Consider the following 17,882-nt stretch of genomic DNA (forward strand, 5'->3'; position numbering starts at 1 on the left):
CTACTCCCTACTTTTGCCCGGCTGCTTTATTTCCTTCGATGACCGATAAACCCCTCGCTCCCCTGCCCGAAGACGACGCGCATTTTTTGCAGCGCTTGCAGCCCTCGCGGCTCATTCTGCCCGTCGTGATTGGCCTGAGCGTGGTGGGGTTCATGTTCTGGCGCAGCTACAAGCCCGGCGATTTGGCCCCCCTGGCCCACGCCAGCTACTCGTGGCTGCTGGTTACGCTGCTGGTACTGCTGGGCCGCGATTTTGGCTACATCTACCGCATCCGGCACATCACCGAACGGGTGCTGAGCTACCGCCAGAGCCTCGATGTGATTATGATTTGGGAGTTTGCCTCCTGCGTGCTGCCCTCGGCGGTGGGCGGCACGGCGGTGGCTTCGTTCATTCTGAACAAGGAAGGCATTCCGCTGGGTAAGTCCATGGCCTACATCATGGTTACGGCCCTGATGGACAACCTGTACTACGTCATCATGGTGCCGCTGGTCGTTCTCATCGCCGGGGCCGGGCTCTACCCGCACGAGGCCATGCAGGGCGCCTTTATCGCCACGCTGCGCGTGGCGTTTGTCGTGAGCTACGTGGCCGTTACGGCCTACGCGGGCCTGATGCTGTACGCCATTTTCGTCAATCCGAAATCGGTGCGGCGGCTGCTGGTGCGGCTGTTCTCGTTCCGGCTGATGCGGCGCTGGCAGCGCTCGGCCTACAAGCACGGCCAGGGCATGATGGATGCGTCCATCCAGTTGCGCGGCAATCCGGCCATCTACTGGTGGCGGGCGGCGGGCAGCACCTTCTTCGTCTGGACGGCCCGCTACCTCGTCATCGGCTGCCTCATCGCCGCCTTCGTGCCGATGGACACGGACACGTTCCTGTTCATTTTCGCCCGCAACCTCACCTACAAAGTGCTGCTGCTGCTGGCCATCACGCCGGGCGGGGCGGGTATTGTGGAGGGCGCGTTTCCCACGTTTTTCGGCAAGTTTATCGGTACGGCCACGCTCACCAGCTTCATGGTGCTGCTGTATCGGGTGGTCACGTATTACCTGTATCTGGTGCTGGGCAGCGTGTTTTTGCCGCGCTGGGTGGGGCGGGTATTTGCGAAGCGGCCGGCACAGCAGTAACGCGAGCGTTGTAGCTCATATCGGAGTTGTTTAGAAAGTCGCAAAAGGTCCCCGAACGGTCATGCTTCGCTGCGCTCTGCATGACCGTTCGGGGACTTTCTAAACAGCTTCATCATAAAAAAAGCCCCGAACCAGTCTGGTTCGAGGCTTTTCGTTGGGTTGAATCCAGAGTAATCTACTCCTTTTCCAGCATCAGCGCGGCACCGTCGGCCGACTTCAGGGTGAGTTTCTTGTCGGTGAGGGTTTCCACAGCGAAGGTGTTGCTGGTGGTCGCGCCGTCGGGCGTCATGGTAATAGTTTTGCCGGCCTGGTCGAACGTGTATTTGCCCGACACGGCTCCGCTGGCACCGGTCATGTTGTAGGTGCCGTTGGCGAAAATGCGCAGTTCTTCCTGTTTTTGAGCATCGGTTTGCTTCACTTTGTCGCCGCTGGTGTCGGTTTCCTTGGCGGTTTTCCACACCTTGCTATCGGTGCCGTACAGCATGTTCACGCCTTCCACCTTGCCCTTGTCGTTGCTGCAGGAAGCGGCAAAGAGCGACACAAGCAGCAACAGGCTGGCGAAGTAACGGAGCGAAAAAAGAGACTGAAGTTTCATGTGCACAAAGGGTAATGGTGAAAGAATGAAGATGACGCGCAAGGTGCGGACTCGTCGACTTACGACGCAGACGCAAAAGAGTTTAGGGCGCAACCCCGCCTAAGCTTGCCCGTATAGCAACCCCGTCGGCCCGCCTGCAAGCGTTTCCGGCCTGCAAGCGTTTCCGGCAGAATCTATCTCTCCATTTAATCACCGAAACCATGGGACTCTTCGATTTCATCAGCGACAAAGGCGACCAGAAGCCCGTAGAGCCCGCAGCTAAGCCGGCGGCTGGCGGCACCGATTTTTTTGGCAATGCCAAACCGGATGCTACCGGCGATACGTACACCGTAGTAAGCGGCGACTCTCTTTCTAAAATTGCAAAGCACCACTACGGCGACGCCGCCAAGTGGCACCAGATATACGACGCCAACAAGGCGCTCATCGGCAACAACCCCGACCTGATTGAAATCGGTCAGGTGTTGACCCTACCTAGTCTCTAGGTACTTTTTTGCAGAAAAAAGGTGAGAAAAGCCACTCTGTTTCAGGGTGGCTTTTTTGCGTTTGAAGGAATCGAAAGAACGACTTCGAAACAAAGAAATTCGAAACAAAGAAAAAAGACCGTCATGCTTCGCTGCGCTCTGCATGACGGTCTGAAAAAACCGAAACCGAAAAATATTTTCGAGGCAATACTTGCTCATCCCAAAAATTCTCTCGTACATTTGCCGATACCAAACAGGTACTCCCCGCTAACGGTGGGCAGTTTTCAAGTTTTATACAGAAGTGGCGAGAGACTAGGCTCCGTGACCCACTGGCAACCTTCGCTCAACGAAAGGTGCCAATTCCTACCCACTAGCGGCCTCGGCCACGATGGGGCAGATGATTCGAGTGCCATGGAAAATTCTTCTCGTTCCGCTTTTTTCAACCCGAATGCTCCGGCTGCTTTGCGCACCGTGGTTTCGGGTTTTGCTATTTCGGCCCCTTGCGGCCACAATCAGGTCGCCAGCCTCGCCCGAATGCGAATGCGAATGTGTTGTTGTTGCCCGTGTTGTTGCTAAGCTGATTTCGGCTTAGCCCCCCCTCTCCTTTTCTTCTTCGTGGGAATGCCGTAGCGTCCGGGCGTGCCAATGGGCTACGCCGGCTGATTGGCTAAAACGGCCCTGCTTACCGCCGGCTCGCTGCGTACCGCACCAGGCAAATTGACCCTGGCGGCCAGGTCCTAACGAAGAAATCCCTTTTTTTCATTCCACTTCGTATGCCTACGCTCATCGCTCCTGCATCCATTCAGCCCGAACTGGCTGCTACTGCCCAACACCTGGCCAATGTGCTGCCCGCTACCGCCAGCCAAACCATTGATGCCGGCATTGCAGCCGTACACGCGGCTGGTCTGGTTCAGCACAGCCTCCGCACCGGCCAGGTTGCGCCCGATTTCACCCTCCCCGACGCCAATGGGCAGCCGGTTTCGCTCGCCAGCCTGCGGGCAATTGGGCCGGTGGTGCTGGTGTTTTACCGGGGCAACTGGTGCCCATATTGCAACGTGCAGCTGCGGGCCTACAACCAGGCGTTGGCCCACTTTACCGCGAATAACGCCACACTGGTGGCCATTTCGCCCCAAACGCTGGACCTGACCAGCCTCACGGCGGAGGAAAAAAACCTGCAATTCCCGGTGCTCAGCGATGCTGGCAATACGGTGGCCAAGCAATACGGACTGGCCTACCAAGTAGGCGATGCCGTGTACCACACCCTGCACGGCGTGGGCATCGACCTGGCCGTGTTCAACGGCGACGACAGTGGCGAATTGCCTCTGACGGGCACCTTTATTATTGCCCAGGACGGCAGCATTGCGTGGGCCGCCACCGAGGCCAACTTCAAGGAACGTCCCGACCCGACCGTGCTGCTCGATGCACTGGCCCGGCTATAGCCCTGATTAAAACCTGAAATATTCAACGCTTCACGCTTAAAACCTCAGTATTATGTCCGTTCAGCCCCAACACTTCGAAACCCTCCAGCTTCACGCCGGCCAGCAGCCCGACCCCACCACCGGTGCCCGCGCCGTACCCCTGTACCAAACCACCAGCTACGTTTTCAAAAACGCTGAGCATGGCGCGAACTTGTTTGCGCTGAAGGAGTTTGGCAACATTTACACCCGCCTGATGAACCCCACCACCGACGTGTTCGAGCAGCGCGTGGCGGCGCTGGAAGGCGGCATTGCCGCCCTGGCCACGGGCTCGGGGCAGGCGGCCCAGTTCATTGCCCTGAACAACATCCTGCAAGCCGGCGACAACTTTGTGAGCACGGCCTACCTCTACGGCGGCACCTACAACCAGTTTAAGGTGGCCTTCAAGCGCCTGGGCATTGAGGCCCGCTTCGCAGATGGCGACAACCCGGCTTCGTTTGAGGAGCACATCGACGAGAAGACCAAGGCCATTTACCTCGAAACCATCGGCAATCCCAGCTTCAGCGTTCCCGATTTTGACGCCATCGCGGCCATTGCCAAAAAGCATGACTTACCGCTGATTGTGGACAACACCTTTGGCGCGGGCGGCTACCTGTTCCGGCCCCTGGAGCACGGCGCGCACATTGTGGTGGAGTCGGCCACGAAGTGGATTGGCGGGCACGGCACCAGCGTGGGCGGCGTGATTGTGGACAGCGGCAAATACGACTTCGGCAACGGCAAGTTTCCGCAGTTTACCGAGCCCAGCGAAGGCTACCACGGCCTGATATTCAACGACGTATTTGGCAAAAACAGCCCGTTTGGCAACATCGCCTTCATCATCCGGGCGCGGGTAGAAGGGCTGCGTGATTTTGGCCCGGCCATCAGCCCATTCAACTCCTGGCAGCTGCTCATTGGCCTCGAAACCCTGAGCCTGCGCGTGGACCGCACGGTAGAAAACGCCCTGAAAGTAGCGACCTGGCTGGAGCAGCACCCGCAGGTAGAAAGTGTGAACTACCCCGGCCTGGCCAGCAGCCCCTACCACGCCATTGCCCAGAAATACCTGAAGCGTGGCTTCGGCGGCGTGCTCTCGTTCCGGGTGAAGGGCACCAAGGAAAACGCTATGCAATTCATCGACAGCCTCAAGCTCATCAGCCACCTGGCCAACGTGGGCGATGCCAAGACACTCATCATCCAGCCCTCGGCCACCACGCACCAGCAAATGAGCGAAGCCGAGCAGCTGGCCGCCGGCGTGACGCCGACCTCGCTGCGCCTGTCGGTGGGTATTGAGCATTTCGACGACATCAAGGCTGATTTGCAGGCGGCTTTCGATGCCATCGGCAACACGGCCAGCCTGCCGACGGAAGGTCAGGAAGTGGGCGAGCCCGAGCTGGAGCACGCCCAGCCGCTGGAAGTATAGTGGTTAGTGGTTAACGCTTAACTACTAAAAAAGAATTGGTGCATCGGCCCGGGCCTCTTCCGTGATGGGAGGAGAAATGGGAGTGAGAAACTATTGTTCCGGGCCGATTCGCTGGTTCTAAAGCTGTGCTATTTAATTGAATTATGCCAACCCAACTATTTGAACTCCCTGACCTTAAGCTGGAAAGCGGCGAAACCCTGACCGGGGCGCATGTATCCTACCAGACCTGGGGCCAACTCAACGAAGAACGCGACAATGTGGTGTGGGTGTGCCACGCCCTCACGGCCAATGCCGACGTGCTGGCTTGGTGGCCGGGCCTGGTAGGGCCGGGCTGCCACTACGACCCTTCGGAGTGGTTTATCTTGTGTGCCAACGTGTTGGGCTCATGCTACGGCACTACCGGCCCGCTCGATGCCGACCCGGCCACCGGCCGGGCGCGCTTCCAGCACTTCCCGCTGCTCAGCATCCGGGACCTGGTGGCGGCGCACGAGGCACTGCGGGAGGAGCTGGACCTGGCGGATATCAACACACTGATTGGCGGCTCTTTGGGTGGGCAGCAGGCGCTGGAATGGGCCGTGCTGCGCCCCGATTTGTTCGACCATCTGATTGTCATCGCTACCAACGCCCGGCATTCGGCCTGGGGAATTGCTTTTAACGAGGCCCAGCGGCTGGCCATTGAGGCCGACCCGACCTATGCCGCCGGCCAGCCCGGCGGGGGCGACGATGGCCTGCGCGCCGCCCGCGCCATGGCCCTGCTCAGCTACCGCAGCTACGAGGCCTACGCCGAAACCCAGACCGACCCCGACAACGACGCGCTGCTACGCCAGCACCGCGCCAGCGCCTATCAGCGCTACCAGGGCGACAAGCTGGTGTCGCGCTTCGACGCTTATAGCTACGTGTCGTTGAGCCGGAGCATGGACACCCATAACCTCGGCCGCCACCGGGGCGGGGTGCCGGCGGCGCTGGCCCGCATTGGGGCGCGCACGCTGGTACTGGGCATTACGTCGGATGTGCTGTTCCCGCTGAGCGAGCAGCGCGAGCTGGCGGCGCACATTCCGGGGGCCATGTATGCCGAGCTGGACTCGCGCTACGGCCACGACGGCTTTTTGCTGGAAACGGCGGCCATCACGCACTTTCTGGAGCTGTTTTACGCGCCTACGTTCGTGCATTAACTAATTCTAAAAACAATCAGAACGTCATGCTGAGCGCCGCCGAAGCATCTCGCGTGCAGCAGCAATTCTTTTCTTATGATTGGATTGCTACCACACGCGAGATGCCTCGGCGGCGCTCGGCATGACGCATTTTTTTCCCTTTGAGAATGGACGTTGAGAAACAACCCCTGCGCATTGGCCTGATTGGCTTTGGCTGCGTAGGACAGGGCTTTTATGACATCGTGCAGCGGCAGCCGGAACTGGGACTGACCATTGCCCGCATTGCCGTGAAAAACCCCGATAAGCCCCGTACGCTGTCCGCCGGGCACTTCAGCTTTCGAGCGGATGACTTGCTGGCCGACCCGACGCTGGACGTGCTGGTAGAAGTCATCGACGACCCGGCCGAGGCTTTCCGGCTGGTGAGCGCGGCCCTGCGCCAGGGCCGCCGCGTGGCCACGGCCAACAAGGCCATGCTGGCCCGGCACCTGCCCGAGCTGGTGCAGCTGGAGCTGGATTTCGGTGGCACGTTACTGTACGAAGCGGCCGTGTGCGGCAGCATTCCCATCATTCGCACGCTGGATGGCTACTTCAGCCACGAGCCGCTGCGGGCGGTGCAGGGCATCTTCAACGGCTCGTCGAACTACGTGCTGACGCGTATGAGCGAGGAAGGCACTGACTACGCAACAGCCCTGGCCGAGGCCCAGGCCAAAGGCTTCGCCGAAACCGACCCGTCGCTGGACATGGGCGCGTTTGACCCGCGCTCGAAGGCCGTGATTCTGGCGGCCCACGCCTATGGGGTTTTTCTGGAAGCTGAGGAGGTAGTGAATTTGGGCATCGAAGGAATCAGCGCGGCGGATATTGCTTTCGCGGCGGCGCAGGGGCAGAAAATCAAAGTAGTAGCGGCCGTGCAGCGCCTGCCGGATGGCCGCATCACGGCGCTGGTTACGCCGCAGCTGCTGGGGCCGGAGTCGCCGTTATTTACTGTCGAGCGCGAGTTTAATGGGGTGGTGATTGACGCCGAATACGCCGGCCCGCAGTTTCTGCGCGGGCGCGGCGCGGGCGGGCATCCCACCGGCTCGGCGGTGCTGGCCGATGTGCTGGCCCTGCGGCGCGGCTACCGCTACGGCTATGCCAAGCGGGCCGATGCCCCCGAAACGCAGCTGACCCACGCCTTGGAAATAGATACCTACCTGCGCCACGCCGACGTGGGTGTGCTGCGCGAGGTGCTGACCTGGCTGGAGCTGCCCGCCACCGCCCTACAAACTGACGCGAACGGACCTTATGCCACCGGCCCGGTAGCCCTCCAGCAGCTGTGGGCCTGGCGCCAGGAGCTGAGGACCAATGGTCTGTTCGTGGCGCGGCGGGGCGCAGTGCGGCCGCTGAGCGGGGCAGTGCAAACGGTGCAGGCCCGCACCGAGGCAACGGCCGGGGCATAATTCTCCCAAACACCAAATAGCCCCGAAACGTCAGGAATATTTCATATCTATTTGTTTATCAATAAATTGATAAACCCTGTTAGCCGCAAAGCGGTTTGAGTTAATCAGCGAAACTCGATGCGAACCGGCGCCTGGCCAGGGAATTTCAGCAGGTAGATGCCGGCCTTGAGGGTGCCCCGTAGCACGTCCAGCGTGGGGGTGGTGGGGCTGATGGTACGCACCACGCGCCCGGCGGCATCGAGCAGCTGAGCCTCGGCAATATTGGCCCAGGCGGCGGGCAGCAGGATGCGGATGGCGTCGGCGGCGGGGTTGGGATAGGCTTGGGCGGCGGGCGCGGGCGCGGGCGCGGCCGGGGCCTGGGCGGCCGTCACCACCAGGCCGGGCAGGGCCAGCACGGGCCGCAGAAAATCGCGGATGGTGCGGAAGGTCGTGTCGGCGTAGGCCGCATTAGTCTCGAAGGGAATGTGGCCCGCACCGCGCAAGGTGCGCAGCGTGTTACGAATGCCCAGGGCGGTGGCGCGGGGATTGAGCCGGCCGCTGCCATACACGTACTTGGGCGGCAGGAACGAGCCCACCCGGCCTTGCAGGTAGGGCACGGTGCCATCGGCGGTGCCGTGCACGCTGCACAGCGGCGCGTTGCCGGCCTCGATGTAATTGGGGCTTTCGGTGGCTCCGCTCAGGTTGAGCACGGCTTGGGGCAGGCTGCTGTAGCCTGGGTTGCCGCTCACGCCCTCCACGCCGCCCAGGGCGACAATACCCACGTAAGCAGGCACTTCGGGGGCTTTATCAAGGTAACCGACTTCGAGCGCGGCAAACGCCCCAGCCGACGAGCCGCCCACGATGATGTAGCCGGGATTGACGCGGTAGGCGTTGGCAGTAGCCGCGTCTTTGCGGAAGAAGCGCACAGCGGCGCGCAAATCCTGCATCCCCCGAATGGCCGATTTGGCAATGTTCACGGTATCGAAACCACCGCCGAGAACGATGCTGAAGTCCAGCAGCCGGTAGTCGATGCTGGCCGTGACGTAGCCCAGGCGGGCAAACTTTGTGCACACGTCTACCATGTAGGCATCGGTGCGCAGGCCCGTCACGAAGCCGCCCTGGTGGGCGAAGATGATAACCGGCCGCCGGGCCAGCGCATCGCCGGTGGGCTGGTAAATATCCATAAGCAGCGCCTGGTTGGTGCCTACCGAGTTTACGGCCGCGCCAAAGGCCACGCCCGAAGCCACGGTCACGTTGGGGAACAGCGGCCGGTAGTAGCGCCCGCCGGTGGTGTCGATAACGCCCTGGGCACTGGCCGCCTGGGCGGCCGTGAACAGCAGGGTGGCAAGGAAGAGAAAAAGTATTTTCATCACAAAAAGAGAAAATAGTAGCCGGATAATACAGCGGCGGCCGGTTTGGGCATCAACGCCGGCAGGCGAGCCGGCGTTGGGGTGGCCGGGTGGGGCCGCGCTGGTTCCGAAGATACAGCCTGCGTTATTTGTGGCTGCTTAATCCCGCTCCGTCATGTCCATTTCCATCCCTCCCGCCCTGCGCGCCGGTCAGCGCGTCGCCATTGTGAGTCCGGCTCGCAAAATCTCGGCCGCTGAGCTGGCCCCCGCCATTGCCACCCTCCGAAGCTGGGGACTGAAGGTGGTGCTGGGCGAAAGCATTGGCGGCAACCACCACCAGTTTGCCGGCGACGACGACCTGCGCCGCCGTGATTTTCAGCAGCAGCTCGACGACCCGGCCATCCGGGCCATTCTGTGCGCCCGGGGCGGCTACGGCACGGCCCGCATCGTGGACGGGCTGGACTTCGCCGGCTTTCGTGCCCACCCCAAGTGGGTGACGGGCTTCTCCGATATCACGGTGCTCAACTCCCACCTGCTGGCCCTGGGCTACGCCAGCATCCACGGCGTAATGCCGGTGCTGTTCCATCAGGCCGGCGGCGAGCTGGCACTGGAAACCCTGCGACGGGCGTTGTTCGGCGAAGCCTTTCAGCCCATCGAAGTGGCTCCGCATGCCCTCAACTGGCCCGGCACTGCTACCGGCGCGCTGGTGGGCGGCAACCTGAGCCTCCTGCAAACCATCACGGGCACGGCCTCGCAGGCCGGCTTTGCGGGCCGCATCCTGTTTCTGGAAGACCTCGACGAGTACCTCTACCACATCGACCGGATGCTGCTGCACCTGCACCGCAGCGGGCAGCTGGCCGGGTTGGCCGGGCTGGTAGTGGGCCACTTTTCGGCCATGCGCGACAATACCGTGCCCTTCGGCAGCACGGCCCTCGAAATCATCAATTCCTATGCCCGCCTCTACGACTTCCCGGTGGGCTACGGCTTCCCCGTGGGGCACGAGGCCAACAACCTGGCCCTGGTGGTGGGGCAGACGTTAACGCTGACCGTGAACGGCACGGGGGCCCGGCTCTCGGCTGATGCGTAGCGCAGGAGAACCTGCATTTCATTTCCACCCGGGCACAAAAAGGGGGCGGGCCGTCTGGCCCTCCCCCTTTTTTTACGCGCTACTTTTAGCTACCAGCAAAACGGCTTTAGTCCACGTACAAGGCCTGCAACATGGTCTGGCCCACGGCTTTCATCGTGTTGCGGTCGATGATGGCCATGTTGTCGGTGGTGGCGTGGTGGTAGGCGGGGAAGTAGTCGGTGGGCGAGTTGTAGTGGTAGATGTCGATGGTGGGAATGCCGGCCCGATTCGTGTAGACATGGTCGTCGGTGATGCCGCCGGTGTCCTCGTAGCGGAAGTAATCGGAATAGCCCAGCTGCGAGGCCACGCCCCAGATTTTGTCGAGGGCGGCGCGGGCGTTGGTGCGCGAGGTTTCCTCGCGGGTAAACTTGCCGTTCTTCGCCCCCACCATGTCCAGGAGCACGCCGTACTCGGCCTTGTAGCCGGCGGGCAGCAGATTTTTGGCCCAGTATTGCGAGCCCAGGCACCACGAATCGGTGCCGCTGCCAGCCAGTTGGTCCTTGAGGCCGGCCTGGGTGGTGTCGTCGTGACCCCAGTCCTCGGCATCAAAGAAAATGAAGTCGACGCCTACGTTGGGGGCCAGCGAGTCGGGCTGCTGGCTGAGCTGGCGGGCCATTTCGAGGGCCACGGCCACAGCGCTGGCCCCGTCAGAGGCGCCGTCCATGGAGGCGTTTTTCTTCACCTTATCGGCATCGGCAAAGGGCCGGGTGTCCCAGTGGCCGAAGATGGCCACGCGCCGAGCCGCCGTGGGCTGGTACTGCGCAATGATGTTGCGGGCGTGGATGTTGGTACCGTCAAAGGTCATGGCCTCGAAGGGTTGCTCCATCACCTTCAGGCCGTAGCTTTTCAGCTTGGCTACCAGCCAGTTGCCGGTGGCAATATGGGCCTTGGAGTTGGGCACGCGCGGCCCGAAGCTTACCTGCTTCGCCGTGAAGGCGTAGGCCGAGTCGGCGTTGAACACCGGAGCTTTGGGCAGCTTGACTTCGGCCGGGGCGCTACCCACGGTTTCGGCGGCCTTTTTATCGGGGCAGCCGGTGAGCAGGAAGAGGCCGGCCAGGGCGGCGAGGGGAAGGCGAAGGGAGCGAAAATTCATGTTTTAACTGTCATCCTGAGCGCAGCGAAGGACCTTATCGCGCCCGGGGTCGTGTAGGTTAGTAACTCAACCGGCGCAGGCGTGATAAGATGCTTCGCTGCACTCAGCCTGACAGATTTTATTCCTCGCTATACGCCCACTCCACACCGGCTTTGGTGTCTTTTATCACGATGCCCTGGTTTTTGAGGGCGGCCCGGATAACGTCCACTTTGTCGTAGGCTTTGTCGGCTTTGGCTTCGGAGTAGAAGCCGAGGGTGAGCTCCAGCAATTGCTCCACGTTGGCGCGGGGCTCGTCGCTCAGGCCCAGCACGTCCTGCACCATGGTGCGGTAGGTGGCGGCGGCCTGGGCGAAGGCCTCGGCGCCTACTTCGGCCAGCGCGGCGGGGTTGGCAGCCAGCGTATTGAAGCGCTTGAGCAGGTCGAACAGCGCAGCCATGGCGCGGGGCGTGTTCAGGTCGTCGTCGAGAAAATCGGCGGGCTTAGCGGCCAATGTAGTGAGCTGGTGAGCTGGTGAATTAGCGAGTTTATCATTCGCCTCATCACTCACTAATTCACTACTCACCATTTCACCACTAAGCTTATCCAGCAGGCGCAGGCCGTTCATCAGCTTGCGGTAGCCTTTACGGGCGGCTTGCAGGGCATCGTCGCTCACATCAACCGGCGAGCGGTAGTGGGCCTGCAGCAGGAAGAAGCGCACCACCATGGGCGAGTAGCCGAAGGCCAGCGGCCCAGTGGGCCCCTTGAACATATCGCCCAGCAACACGAAGTTGCCCACGCTCTTGCTCATCTTGGTGCCGTTCACGGTTATCATGTTGTTGTGCACCCAGAAGCGGGCCTCGTCGGAATGCGAGTGGCTGCCCTGGCTCTGCGCAATCTCGCATTCGTGGTGCGGGAACATGAGGTCGAGGCCGCCGCCGTGAATGTCACTCAGCTCGCCGAGGTACTTGCGGCTCATGGCCGAGCACTCCAGGTGCCAGCCGGGAAAGCCCTCGCCCCAGGGCGAGGGCCAGCGCATGATGTGCTCGGGCGAGGCCTTCTTCCAGAGGGCAAAATCGAGGGGGCTGCGCTTCTCACTCTGGCCTTCGAGGTTGGCGCGGGTGCCGGCTAGCTGGTCTTCAATGCTGCGGTTCGAGAGCTTGCCGTAGCGCTTGCCTTCCTCGTCGTACTTCGGCACGTCGAAATAAACGGAGCCATTGACTTCGTAGGCCAGGCCATTGGCGATGATTTCCTCAATCACCTGAATCTGCTCGATGATGTGGCCGCTGGCCTGGGGCTCGATATCGGGCGGCAGGCAGCCCAGGCCCAGCATGTGCTGGCGGTAGCGGTTGGTGAAGTGCTGGGCCACCTGCATGGGCTCGATGCGGGCGGCGCGGGCGGCCTTTTCCATCTTGTCCTCGCCGGTATCGGCGTCGCTTTCGAGGTGGCCTACGTCGGTGATATTGCGCACGTAGCGCACCTGGTACTGCAGGTGGCGCAGGTAGCGCGTGAGCACGTCGAACACCACCGGGCCACGGGCGTTGCCCAGGTGGGCTTCGCTGTATACGGTGGGGCCGCACAGGTACACGCCCACCTGGGGCGCGTGCACGGGCTGAAATTCTTCTTTCTTGCGGGTAAGCGTGTTATAAAGCTGAAGCGACATGGTGCAAAGGTAGCGGGAGGATAACTCCCCTCCTTACCAAGGAGGGGAGTTATCGTACTACTCCATTAACCGATAAAGCCCTTCGACCGGGAAATGGTCGCTCCACTTGATTTCCCGATGCACCTTACAGCCCAGCACCTGCCACTGCTTGCTGGCAAACTGCTGGTCGATGCGCAGGCCGGGCAGCTTGCCATTATACGTGGCCCCGATGCCGAAGCCCACGGTGGCCCAGGCGTTCTGCATATGGTCGGCCAGTTGGTCGTAGACGTAGGAATAGGGCAGGTCATTGGTGTCGCCGGCCAGCAGCACGGGGTAGGGCGAACGGGCCACGCGGGCTAGCACAGTATCGACCTGCGTGCCCCGGGCCACGGCCCCATTGCGGAAGCGGCGCAGCAGGTTGGGAGCTTTTTGGCGCAGGCCGGCGCGGCTGGTGGTGGCGGTGGTGATGTCGCTTTCGGCCATGCTCATGCTTTGCAGGTGCAGGTTGAACACGCGAATGGTATCGGGCCGGCCCGTGCCGGTGCGGCTGGCGGGGCGGGCCAGGTCGGCCCACATGGCGTGGTTTTGGGAGAGCTTGCCGAAGGCAATGGTGCCGCGCCGCACAATGGCAAAGCGCGAGAAAATAGCCAGCCCAAACTCTGCCCCAATGGCATTGGTGAGGCTGGGCGACACAAATGCGTGGCGGCCACTGCTGCGGCCCAGCCGCTCTTCGGTGTGGAACACCTTGGCCTCGGCGCTGTTGCCCAGCGGCTCGTTGTAGTATTCCTGCAGGCAGAGCACATCGGCGGGGCTGGTGGCCAGCCACCGCACAAAGCCCTTGGACGAGGCAAAATCCGGGTCGCGCAGCTGGGCATACACATTGAAAATGCGCACGTTGGCCGACAGTAGGCTTACTTCGTTTGAATGAGGAATGAAGAATGAGGAATGAGGAATTTTGTTCTTGCCCACCTCCGCCTTTTTCGTCCCCAATTCCTCATTCTTCATCCCTAATTCTTCATTAAGCGAAGCGCGATTAAGCGGCGCGTGCAGCGCCAGCCCGCGCTGCACATGCGGCCAGGTGAGGCCCAGCGCCACAATAGGCAGCACCGCCACGCGCCAGTTGCGCCGCAGCCAGTATAGCGCCAGCACAAACGTGCATACCAGCGCCACCGGCGTGGTGAGCGCCCCAAACACCACTGGCCAAAATACCCGCGCGGGCACCTGCTCGCAGGCAATGGCCAGCAGCAGCCAGGCCAGGGTCAGCAACGTGAATTTGAAAGCGAAAGAGCGGCGCACGGTACAAGCAACGGAGCCCGCAAAGATAACGGCCACCCCCCGCTTCGAGTAGGTGCGAAGCGGCGCTTCGCACTGCATGCCCACGACACACAAGACGCGCACGAATTTTGCGCGATTGCCATTCCGGCCATAGCCCGCGCCCAGCGCGGGCCGGGCGCTGCTTTTTTCCAATCTTTGCCTTTCCACTCCTTTCTGCCTCTGGCGTTTCTATGCCGATACCTCTCCGCTCGTTGGGCCGCTTTGTGCTGGCTTTAGTAGGTTGTGCTGCCCTATCGTGCCCGGCGCAGGCGGCACGGGGCGCGGCCACTGCCCCCACCGGCTCCAGCCTCGAATTTGTGCAGAACAAAGGCCAGTGGGATGGCCGCGTGCGCTACGAGGCTACCCTGCCGGCCGGCACGCTGTTCGTGCTGCCCACTGCCCTCACCTACGCCTTCCTGGACCCCGCCGCCCTGCACCACCACGATGGCGCGCCCCGCCCCAGCGGCGGCAAGGCCAAAGCCGACAGCATCGCGGCCCACTCCTACACCGTGCACTTCGAGCAGGCCAACGCCCGCGCCCGCCTCACGGCCGAAACACCCACGGCTGGTGAGCGCAACTACTTCATCGGCAACGACAGCCGGCGCTGGGCCAGCCACGTGGGCGCGTTTCGGCGGCTGCGCTACACCAACCTGTGGCCGGGAATCGACCTGACGCTGTATGAAAATATTGGTAAGCAGCTCGAATACGATGTGCTGCTGGCTCCCCGCGCCAACCCCACCCGCGTGGCCCTGCGCTACGACGGGGCCAGCGCCCTGCGCCTGGACGCGGCCGGCAACCTCGTTATTAAAACCACGGTGGGCACTACTACCGAGCTGGCCCCGCAGGCCTGGCAGCTCGATGCCGCCGGGCAGCGCCAGGCCGTGGCCTGCCGCTACGTGCTCACGGGCCGCACCCTCACCTTCGCCCTGGGCGCCTACGACCACGCCCGCGCCCTGACCATCGACCCCACGGTCCAGTTCTCCACCCTCACCGGCTCGACGGCCGATAACTGGGGCTTCACCGCGACTTATGACAACGCGGGCAATATGTATTCGGGCGGCATTGTGGCCAGCAATTTGGGCGGCACCTACCCGGCCACGCCCGGCGCGTTCTACACCGCCTTCAGCAGCGTGGAGGACATGGGCATTATCAAGTACAACACCAGCGTGAGCGGTGCGACGGCTCGGGTGTGGGCCACCTACCTGGGCGGCAACAGCAGCGAGTTTCCGCACAGCCTGGTGGTGAACGCGCAGAACGAGCTGGTGGTGCTGGGCAGCACCTCGTCAACCAACTATCCCACCACAACGGGGGCCTGGCAGCGCTTCTTTGGGGGCGGCTCATCCCTCGACCCTTTCACCGACGGCTTTCCGTACGACATGCCCAACGGCTCCGACCTCGTCGTGACCCGCTTCAGCGCCGATGGCAGCCGCCTGCTGGCCAGCACCTACCTCGGCGGCAGCGGCAACGACGGCGTATCGAGCGGCTTTGCGCTGGCCGCCAACTACGGCGACTGCTTCCGGGGCGATGTGCTGCTCGACGACGCCGGCAACGTGTACGTGGCCTCCTCCACCAGCTCGCGCAATTTCCCATTGGCGAACCAGAGTGGCGGGTTCAATGGTACCCTGGCTACGGGCACGGGCTCCGATGCGGTGGTCTGCAAATTATCGGCAAATCTGAACGTGATGCTCTGGGGCGGCTTTTTGGGCGGCACCGGTTCCGATGCTGCCTACTCGATGCAGCGCGATGCCCAGGGACGGGTGTACGTGTGCGGCGGCACCACCTCGCGCGATTTCCCGGTCACGGCCGGCACGTTCCGAGGCAGTTACCAGGGCGGCGCCACCGATGGCTTCGTGGCCCGCATCAGCGCCGATGGCCGCACCCTCGAACGCAGCAGCTACGTGGGCACCAGTGCCTACGACCAAGCCTTTTTATTACAGCTCGATGCCGATGGCGATGCCTACCTACTGGGCCAGACGCTGGGACAATACCCCACTACACTGGGCCTCTACGCCACGCCCAACGGCACGCAGTTTATTCAAAAGCTGAACAAAGACCTCACCAACAGCCTCTACAGCAAGGCGTTTGGCAGCGGGAGCAATACCAACGGCCCCAACCTGGTACCCACGGCTTTTCTGGTCGATGACTGCGAGCGGGTGTACGTCAGCGGCTGGGGCGGGCAGGTGAACGGCCGGAGCGGCGGCTACCTGGGCGGCAGCACCAACGGCCTGCCCACCACCGCCGGAGCCCTCCAGACCACCACCGACGGCTCCGATTTTTACCTGGCCGAATTCTCGGCCGGCATGGCGAAGCTGGAGTACGCCACCTTTTTCGGCCAGAACGGCGTGCCCGAGCACGTGGATGGTGGCACCTCGCGCTTCGATAAGCGCGGCGTGGTGTACCAGGCCGTATGCGCCAGCTGCGGCAGCACGCAGAGCTTCCCGCTGCCGCCGGGCGCGGGCACCTACACCGTGCGCAACGGCAGTTCGAACTGCAACAACGGCGCCTTCAAAATGAATTTTGAAGTACTGCAGGCCGACGCCGGCCCAAGCCGCTACCTATGCCTCGACAATGGCCCCGTGGCCCTGGCTGGCAGCCCGGCCGGGGGCGTGTGGGCCGGGCCGGGCGTGCAGGCGGCCGTGGGCGGCGGCTACCGCTTCGTGCCCACGGCCGTGGGGCCGGGGACTACGTCCTCAACTATACGGTGGCCACCGCCGGCATTTGCCTGAGCACCCGCCGCGTGCGCTACGTGGTGGCCCCGCCGGTGGTGCCCACCTTTGCGCCCGTGCCTACGCAGTGCATAGTGGGCGCGGCGGTGACCCTGGCGGCCACGCCGGCCGGCGGCACTTTCAGCGGACCCGGCGTGAGCAATAGCCGCTTCGACCCAGCCGCGGCCGGCACGGGCACCCACACGCTCACCTACAGCATTACCGATTCGCTGGGCTGCGGCACCCTTAGCCAGCAGGTGGTGGTGAACCGCCTGCCCGTCATCACGCCCGGCCGCGACACCACCCTGTGCGCCGACCTGCGGCAGCCCTTCCAGCTGCGCGGCTACGCGCCGGCCGGCGGCGTGTGGAGTGGCACGGGCGTCACGGCCGGCGGCTTTTTCACCCCGCCCAATACCGGCAACCGGGGCGGCGTATTTCCGCTCATCTACACCGTGACGCAGGGCCCCTGCCAGGCCACAGCCACCCGCACGGTGGTGCTGGCCCCCGTATCATCGCAGGATGTGGGCCTGAACCTGCCGGAGTGCGCCGCCGCGCCGCGCTACGCCGGCCTCGCGCCGTTCGACTGCCCGCTCTCGCCGGTGCTGCTGGCCCCGCATGCCACCTACCGCTGGGATTTTGGCGATGGCAGCGAGCCCAGCACCGCTGCTGAGCCCACCCACCGCTACACCCAGCCCGGCACGTATCGCGTTACCCTCACGGCCCGCTACGGTAACTGCGAGGTACTCACCGGCTTCTCGCCCGTAGAAGTGGGCGACGTGTTCATGCCCAACATCATCACCCCCAACGGCGACGCCACCAACCAGGCCTTCCAGCCCCGCTTCAGCTGCCGGCCGGCATCGCTGGAAGTGTACACCCGCTGGGGCCAGCGCGTGTACCAAACCAACAATTACCACAACAACTGGGACGCCGCTGGCCTGCCCGACGGCATCTACTACTACCAGCTGCGCGACGCCGACGACCGCCGCGCCAAAGGCTGGGTAGAAGTGCGCCGCTAGGACGTAGTGCGAAGCGGTGCTTCGCGTTCCCGCGCGCAGCCCCCCGATTT

At 62.8% G+C, this 17,882-nt stretch carries 14 protein-coding genes and 1 riboswitch; of the genes, 9 read left to right on the top strand and 5 right to left on the bottom strand.

Annotation, left to right across the window (positions count from 1 at the left end):
* Window positions 1–38 precede the first annotated feature (38 nt).
* Window positions 39–1,118 (top strand): lysylphosphatidylglycerol synthase transmembrane domain-containing protein, encoded by a 1,080-nt coding sequence (locus tag KQ659_RS20215; RefSeq protein WP_216679428.1) that lies wholly within the window; start codon window positions 39–41, stop codon window positions 1,116–1,118.
* Between the two features lie 175 nt (window positions 1,119–1,293).
* Here the strand turns inward: KQ659_RS20215 and KQ659_RS20220 are convergent, their stop codons facing one another.
* Entirely contained in the window at window positions 1,294–1,713 is a 420-nt protein-coding gene (locus KQ659_RS20220) for a hypothetical protein (RefSeq protein WP_216679427.1), read from the bottom strand.
* Window positions 1,714–1,913: 200 nt separating this feature from the next.
* Between KQ659_RS20220 and KQ659_RS20225 the strand changes: the two genes are divergently transcribed.
* The 5 genes from KQ659_RS20225 to KQ659_RS20245 all read left to right on the top strand — a co-directional run bounded on the left by KQ659_RS20225 (window position 1,914) and on the right by KQ659_RS20245 (window position 7,632).
* Window positions 1,914–2,195: a LysM peptidoglycan-binding domain-containing protein gene (locus tag KQ659_RS20225; RefSeq protein ID WP_216679426.1), complete on the top strand. Its 282-nt coding sequence runs from the start codon at window positions 1,914–1,916 to the stop codon at window positions 2,193–2,195.
* Window positions 2,196–2,462: 267 nt separating this feature from the next.
* A riboswitch (SAM riboswitch) is annotated at window positions 2,463–2,578 on the top strand.
* A gap of 369 nt (window positions 2,579–2,947) precedes the next feature.
* The gene (locus tag KQ659_RS20230) at window positions 2,948–3,613 is read left to right on the top strand and encodes a peroxiredoxin-like family protein (RefSeq protein WP_216690504.1); all 666 of its coding nucleotides are present in this window, start codon (window positions 2,948–2,950) and stop codon (window positions 3,611–3,613) included.
* 52 nt (window positions 3,614–3,665) lie between these two features.
* Window positions 3,666–5,045 carry an O-acetylhomoserine aminocarboxypropyltransferase/cysteine synthase family protein gene (locus KQ659_RS20235; protein WP_216690503.1) on the top strand — a complete coding sequence of 460 codons (1,380 nt, stop codon included), beginning with the start codon at window positions 3,666–3,668 and terminating at the stop codon, window positions 5,043–5,045.
* Between the two features lie 143 nt (window positions 5,046–5,188).
* Complete coding sequence (locus tag KQ659_RS20240) at window positions 5,189–6,217, top strand: homoserine O-acetyltransferase family protein (protein WP_216685691.1); 1,029 nt, start codon at window positions 5,189–5,191, stop codon at window positions 6,215–6,217.
* Between the two features lie 146 nt (window positions 6,218–6,363).
* Window positions 6,364–7,632, top strand: a complete 1,269-nt coding sequence (locus KQ659_RS20245) for a homoserine dehydrogenase (protein WP_216679422.1) — start codon at window positions 6,364–6,366, stop codon at window positions 7,630–7,632.
* A gap of 104 nt (window positions 7,633–7,736) precedes the next feature.
* Here KQ659_RS20245 and KQ659_RS20250 read toward each other — a convergent pair whose 3' ends face one another.
* Window positions 7,737–8,981 carry an alpha/beta hydrolase gene (locus KQ659_RS20250; protein ID WP_216685689.1) on the bottom strand — a complete coding sequence of 415 codons (1,245 nt, stop codon included), beginning with the start codon at window positions 8,979–8,981 and terminating at the stop codon, window positions 7,737–7,739.
* Between the two features lie 154 nt (window positions 8,982–9,135).
* Between KQ659_RS20250 and KQ659_RS20255 the strand changes: the two genes are divergently transcribed.
* Window positions 9,136–10,047: a S66 peptidase family protein gene (locus KQ659_RS20255; RefSeq protein ID WP_216690502.1), complete on the top strand. Its 912-nt coding sequence runs from the start codon at window positions 9,136–9,138 to the stop codon at window positions 10,045–10,047.
* Between the two features lie 106 nt (window positions 10,048–10,153).
* Here the strand turns inward: KQ659_RS20255 and KQ659_RS20260 are convergent, their stop codons facing one another.
* The 3 genes from KQ659_RS20260 to KQ659_RS20270 form a co-directional block, all read right to left on the bottom strand.
* Window positions 10,154–11,179, bottom strand: a complete 1,026-nt coding sequence (locus tag KQ659_RS20260) for a M28 family peptidase (RefSeq protein WP_216690501.1) — start codon at window positions 11,177–11,179, stop codon at window positions 10,154–10,156.
* A gap of 118 nt (window positions 11,180–11,297) precedes the next feature.
* The gene (cysS, locus tag KQ659_RS20265; protein WP_216690500.1) at window positions 11,298–12,818 is read right to left on the bottom strand and encodes a cysteine--tRNA ligase; all 1,521 of its coding nucleotides are present in this window, start codon (window positions 12,816–12,818) and stop codon (window positions 11,298–11,300) included.
* Between the two features lie 57 nt (window positions 12,819–12,875).
* Entirely contained in the window at window positions 12,876–14,093 is a 1,218-nt protein-coding gene (locus KQ659_RS20270) for an endonuclease/exonuclease/phosphatase family protein (protein WP_216690499.1), read from the bottom strand.
* A gap of 209 nt (window positions 14,094–14,302) precedes the next feature.
* Between KQ659_RS20270 and KQ659_RS20275 the strand changes: the two genes are divergently transcribed.
* Together KQ659_RS20275 and KQ659_RS21960 are read left to right on the top strand one after the other, a co-directional pair.
* Window positions 14,303–16,837 (top strand): DUF7948 domain-containing protein, encoded by a 2,535-nt coding sequence (locus KQ659_RS20275; RefSeq protein WP_216690498.1) that lies wholly within the window; start codon window positions 14,303–14,305, stop codon window positions 16,835–16,837.
* Window positions 16,813–17,832, top strand: a complete 1,020-nt coding sequence (locus tag KQ659_RS21960; protein ID WP_216690497.1) for a T9SS type B sorting domain-containing protein — start codon at window positions 16,813–16,815, stop codon at window positions 17,830–17,832. Before KQ659_RS20275 ends, KQ659_RS21960 begins: the two co-directional genes overlap by 25 nt.
* Window positions 17,833–17,882: the final 50 nt, after the last annotated feature.

This window comes from Hymenobacter siberiensis, assembly GCF_018967865.2.
Lineage (GTDB): Bacteria > Bacteroidota > Bacteroidia > Cytophagales > Hymenobacteraceae > Hymenobacter > Hymenobacter siberiensis.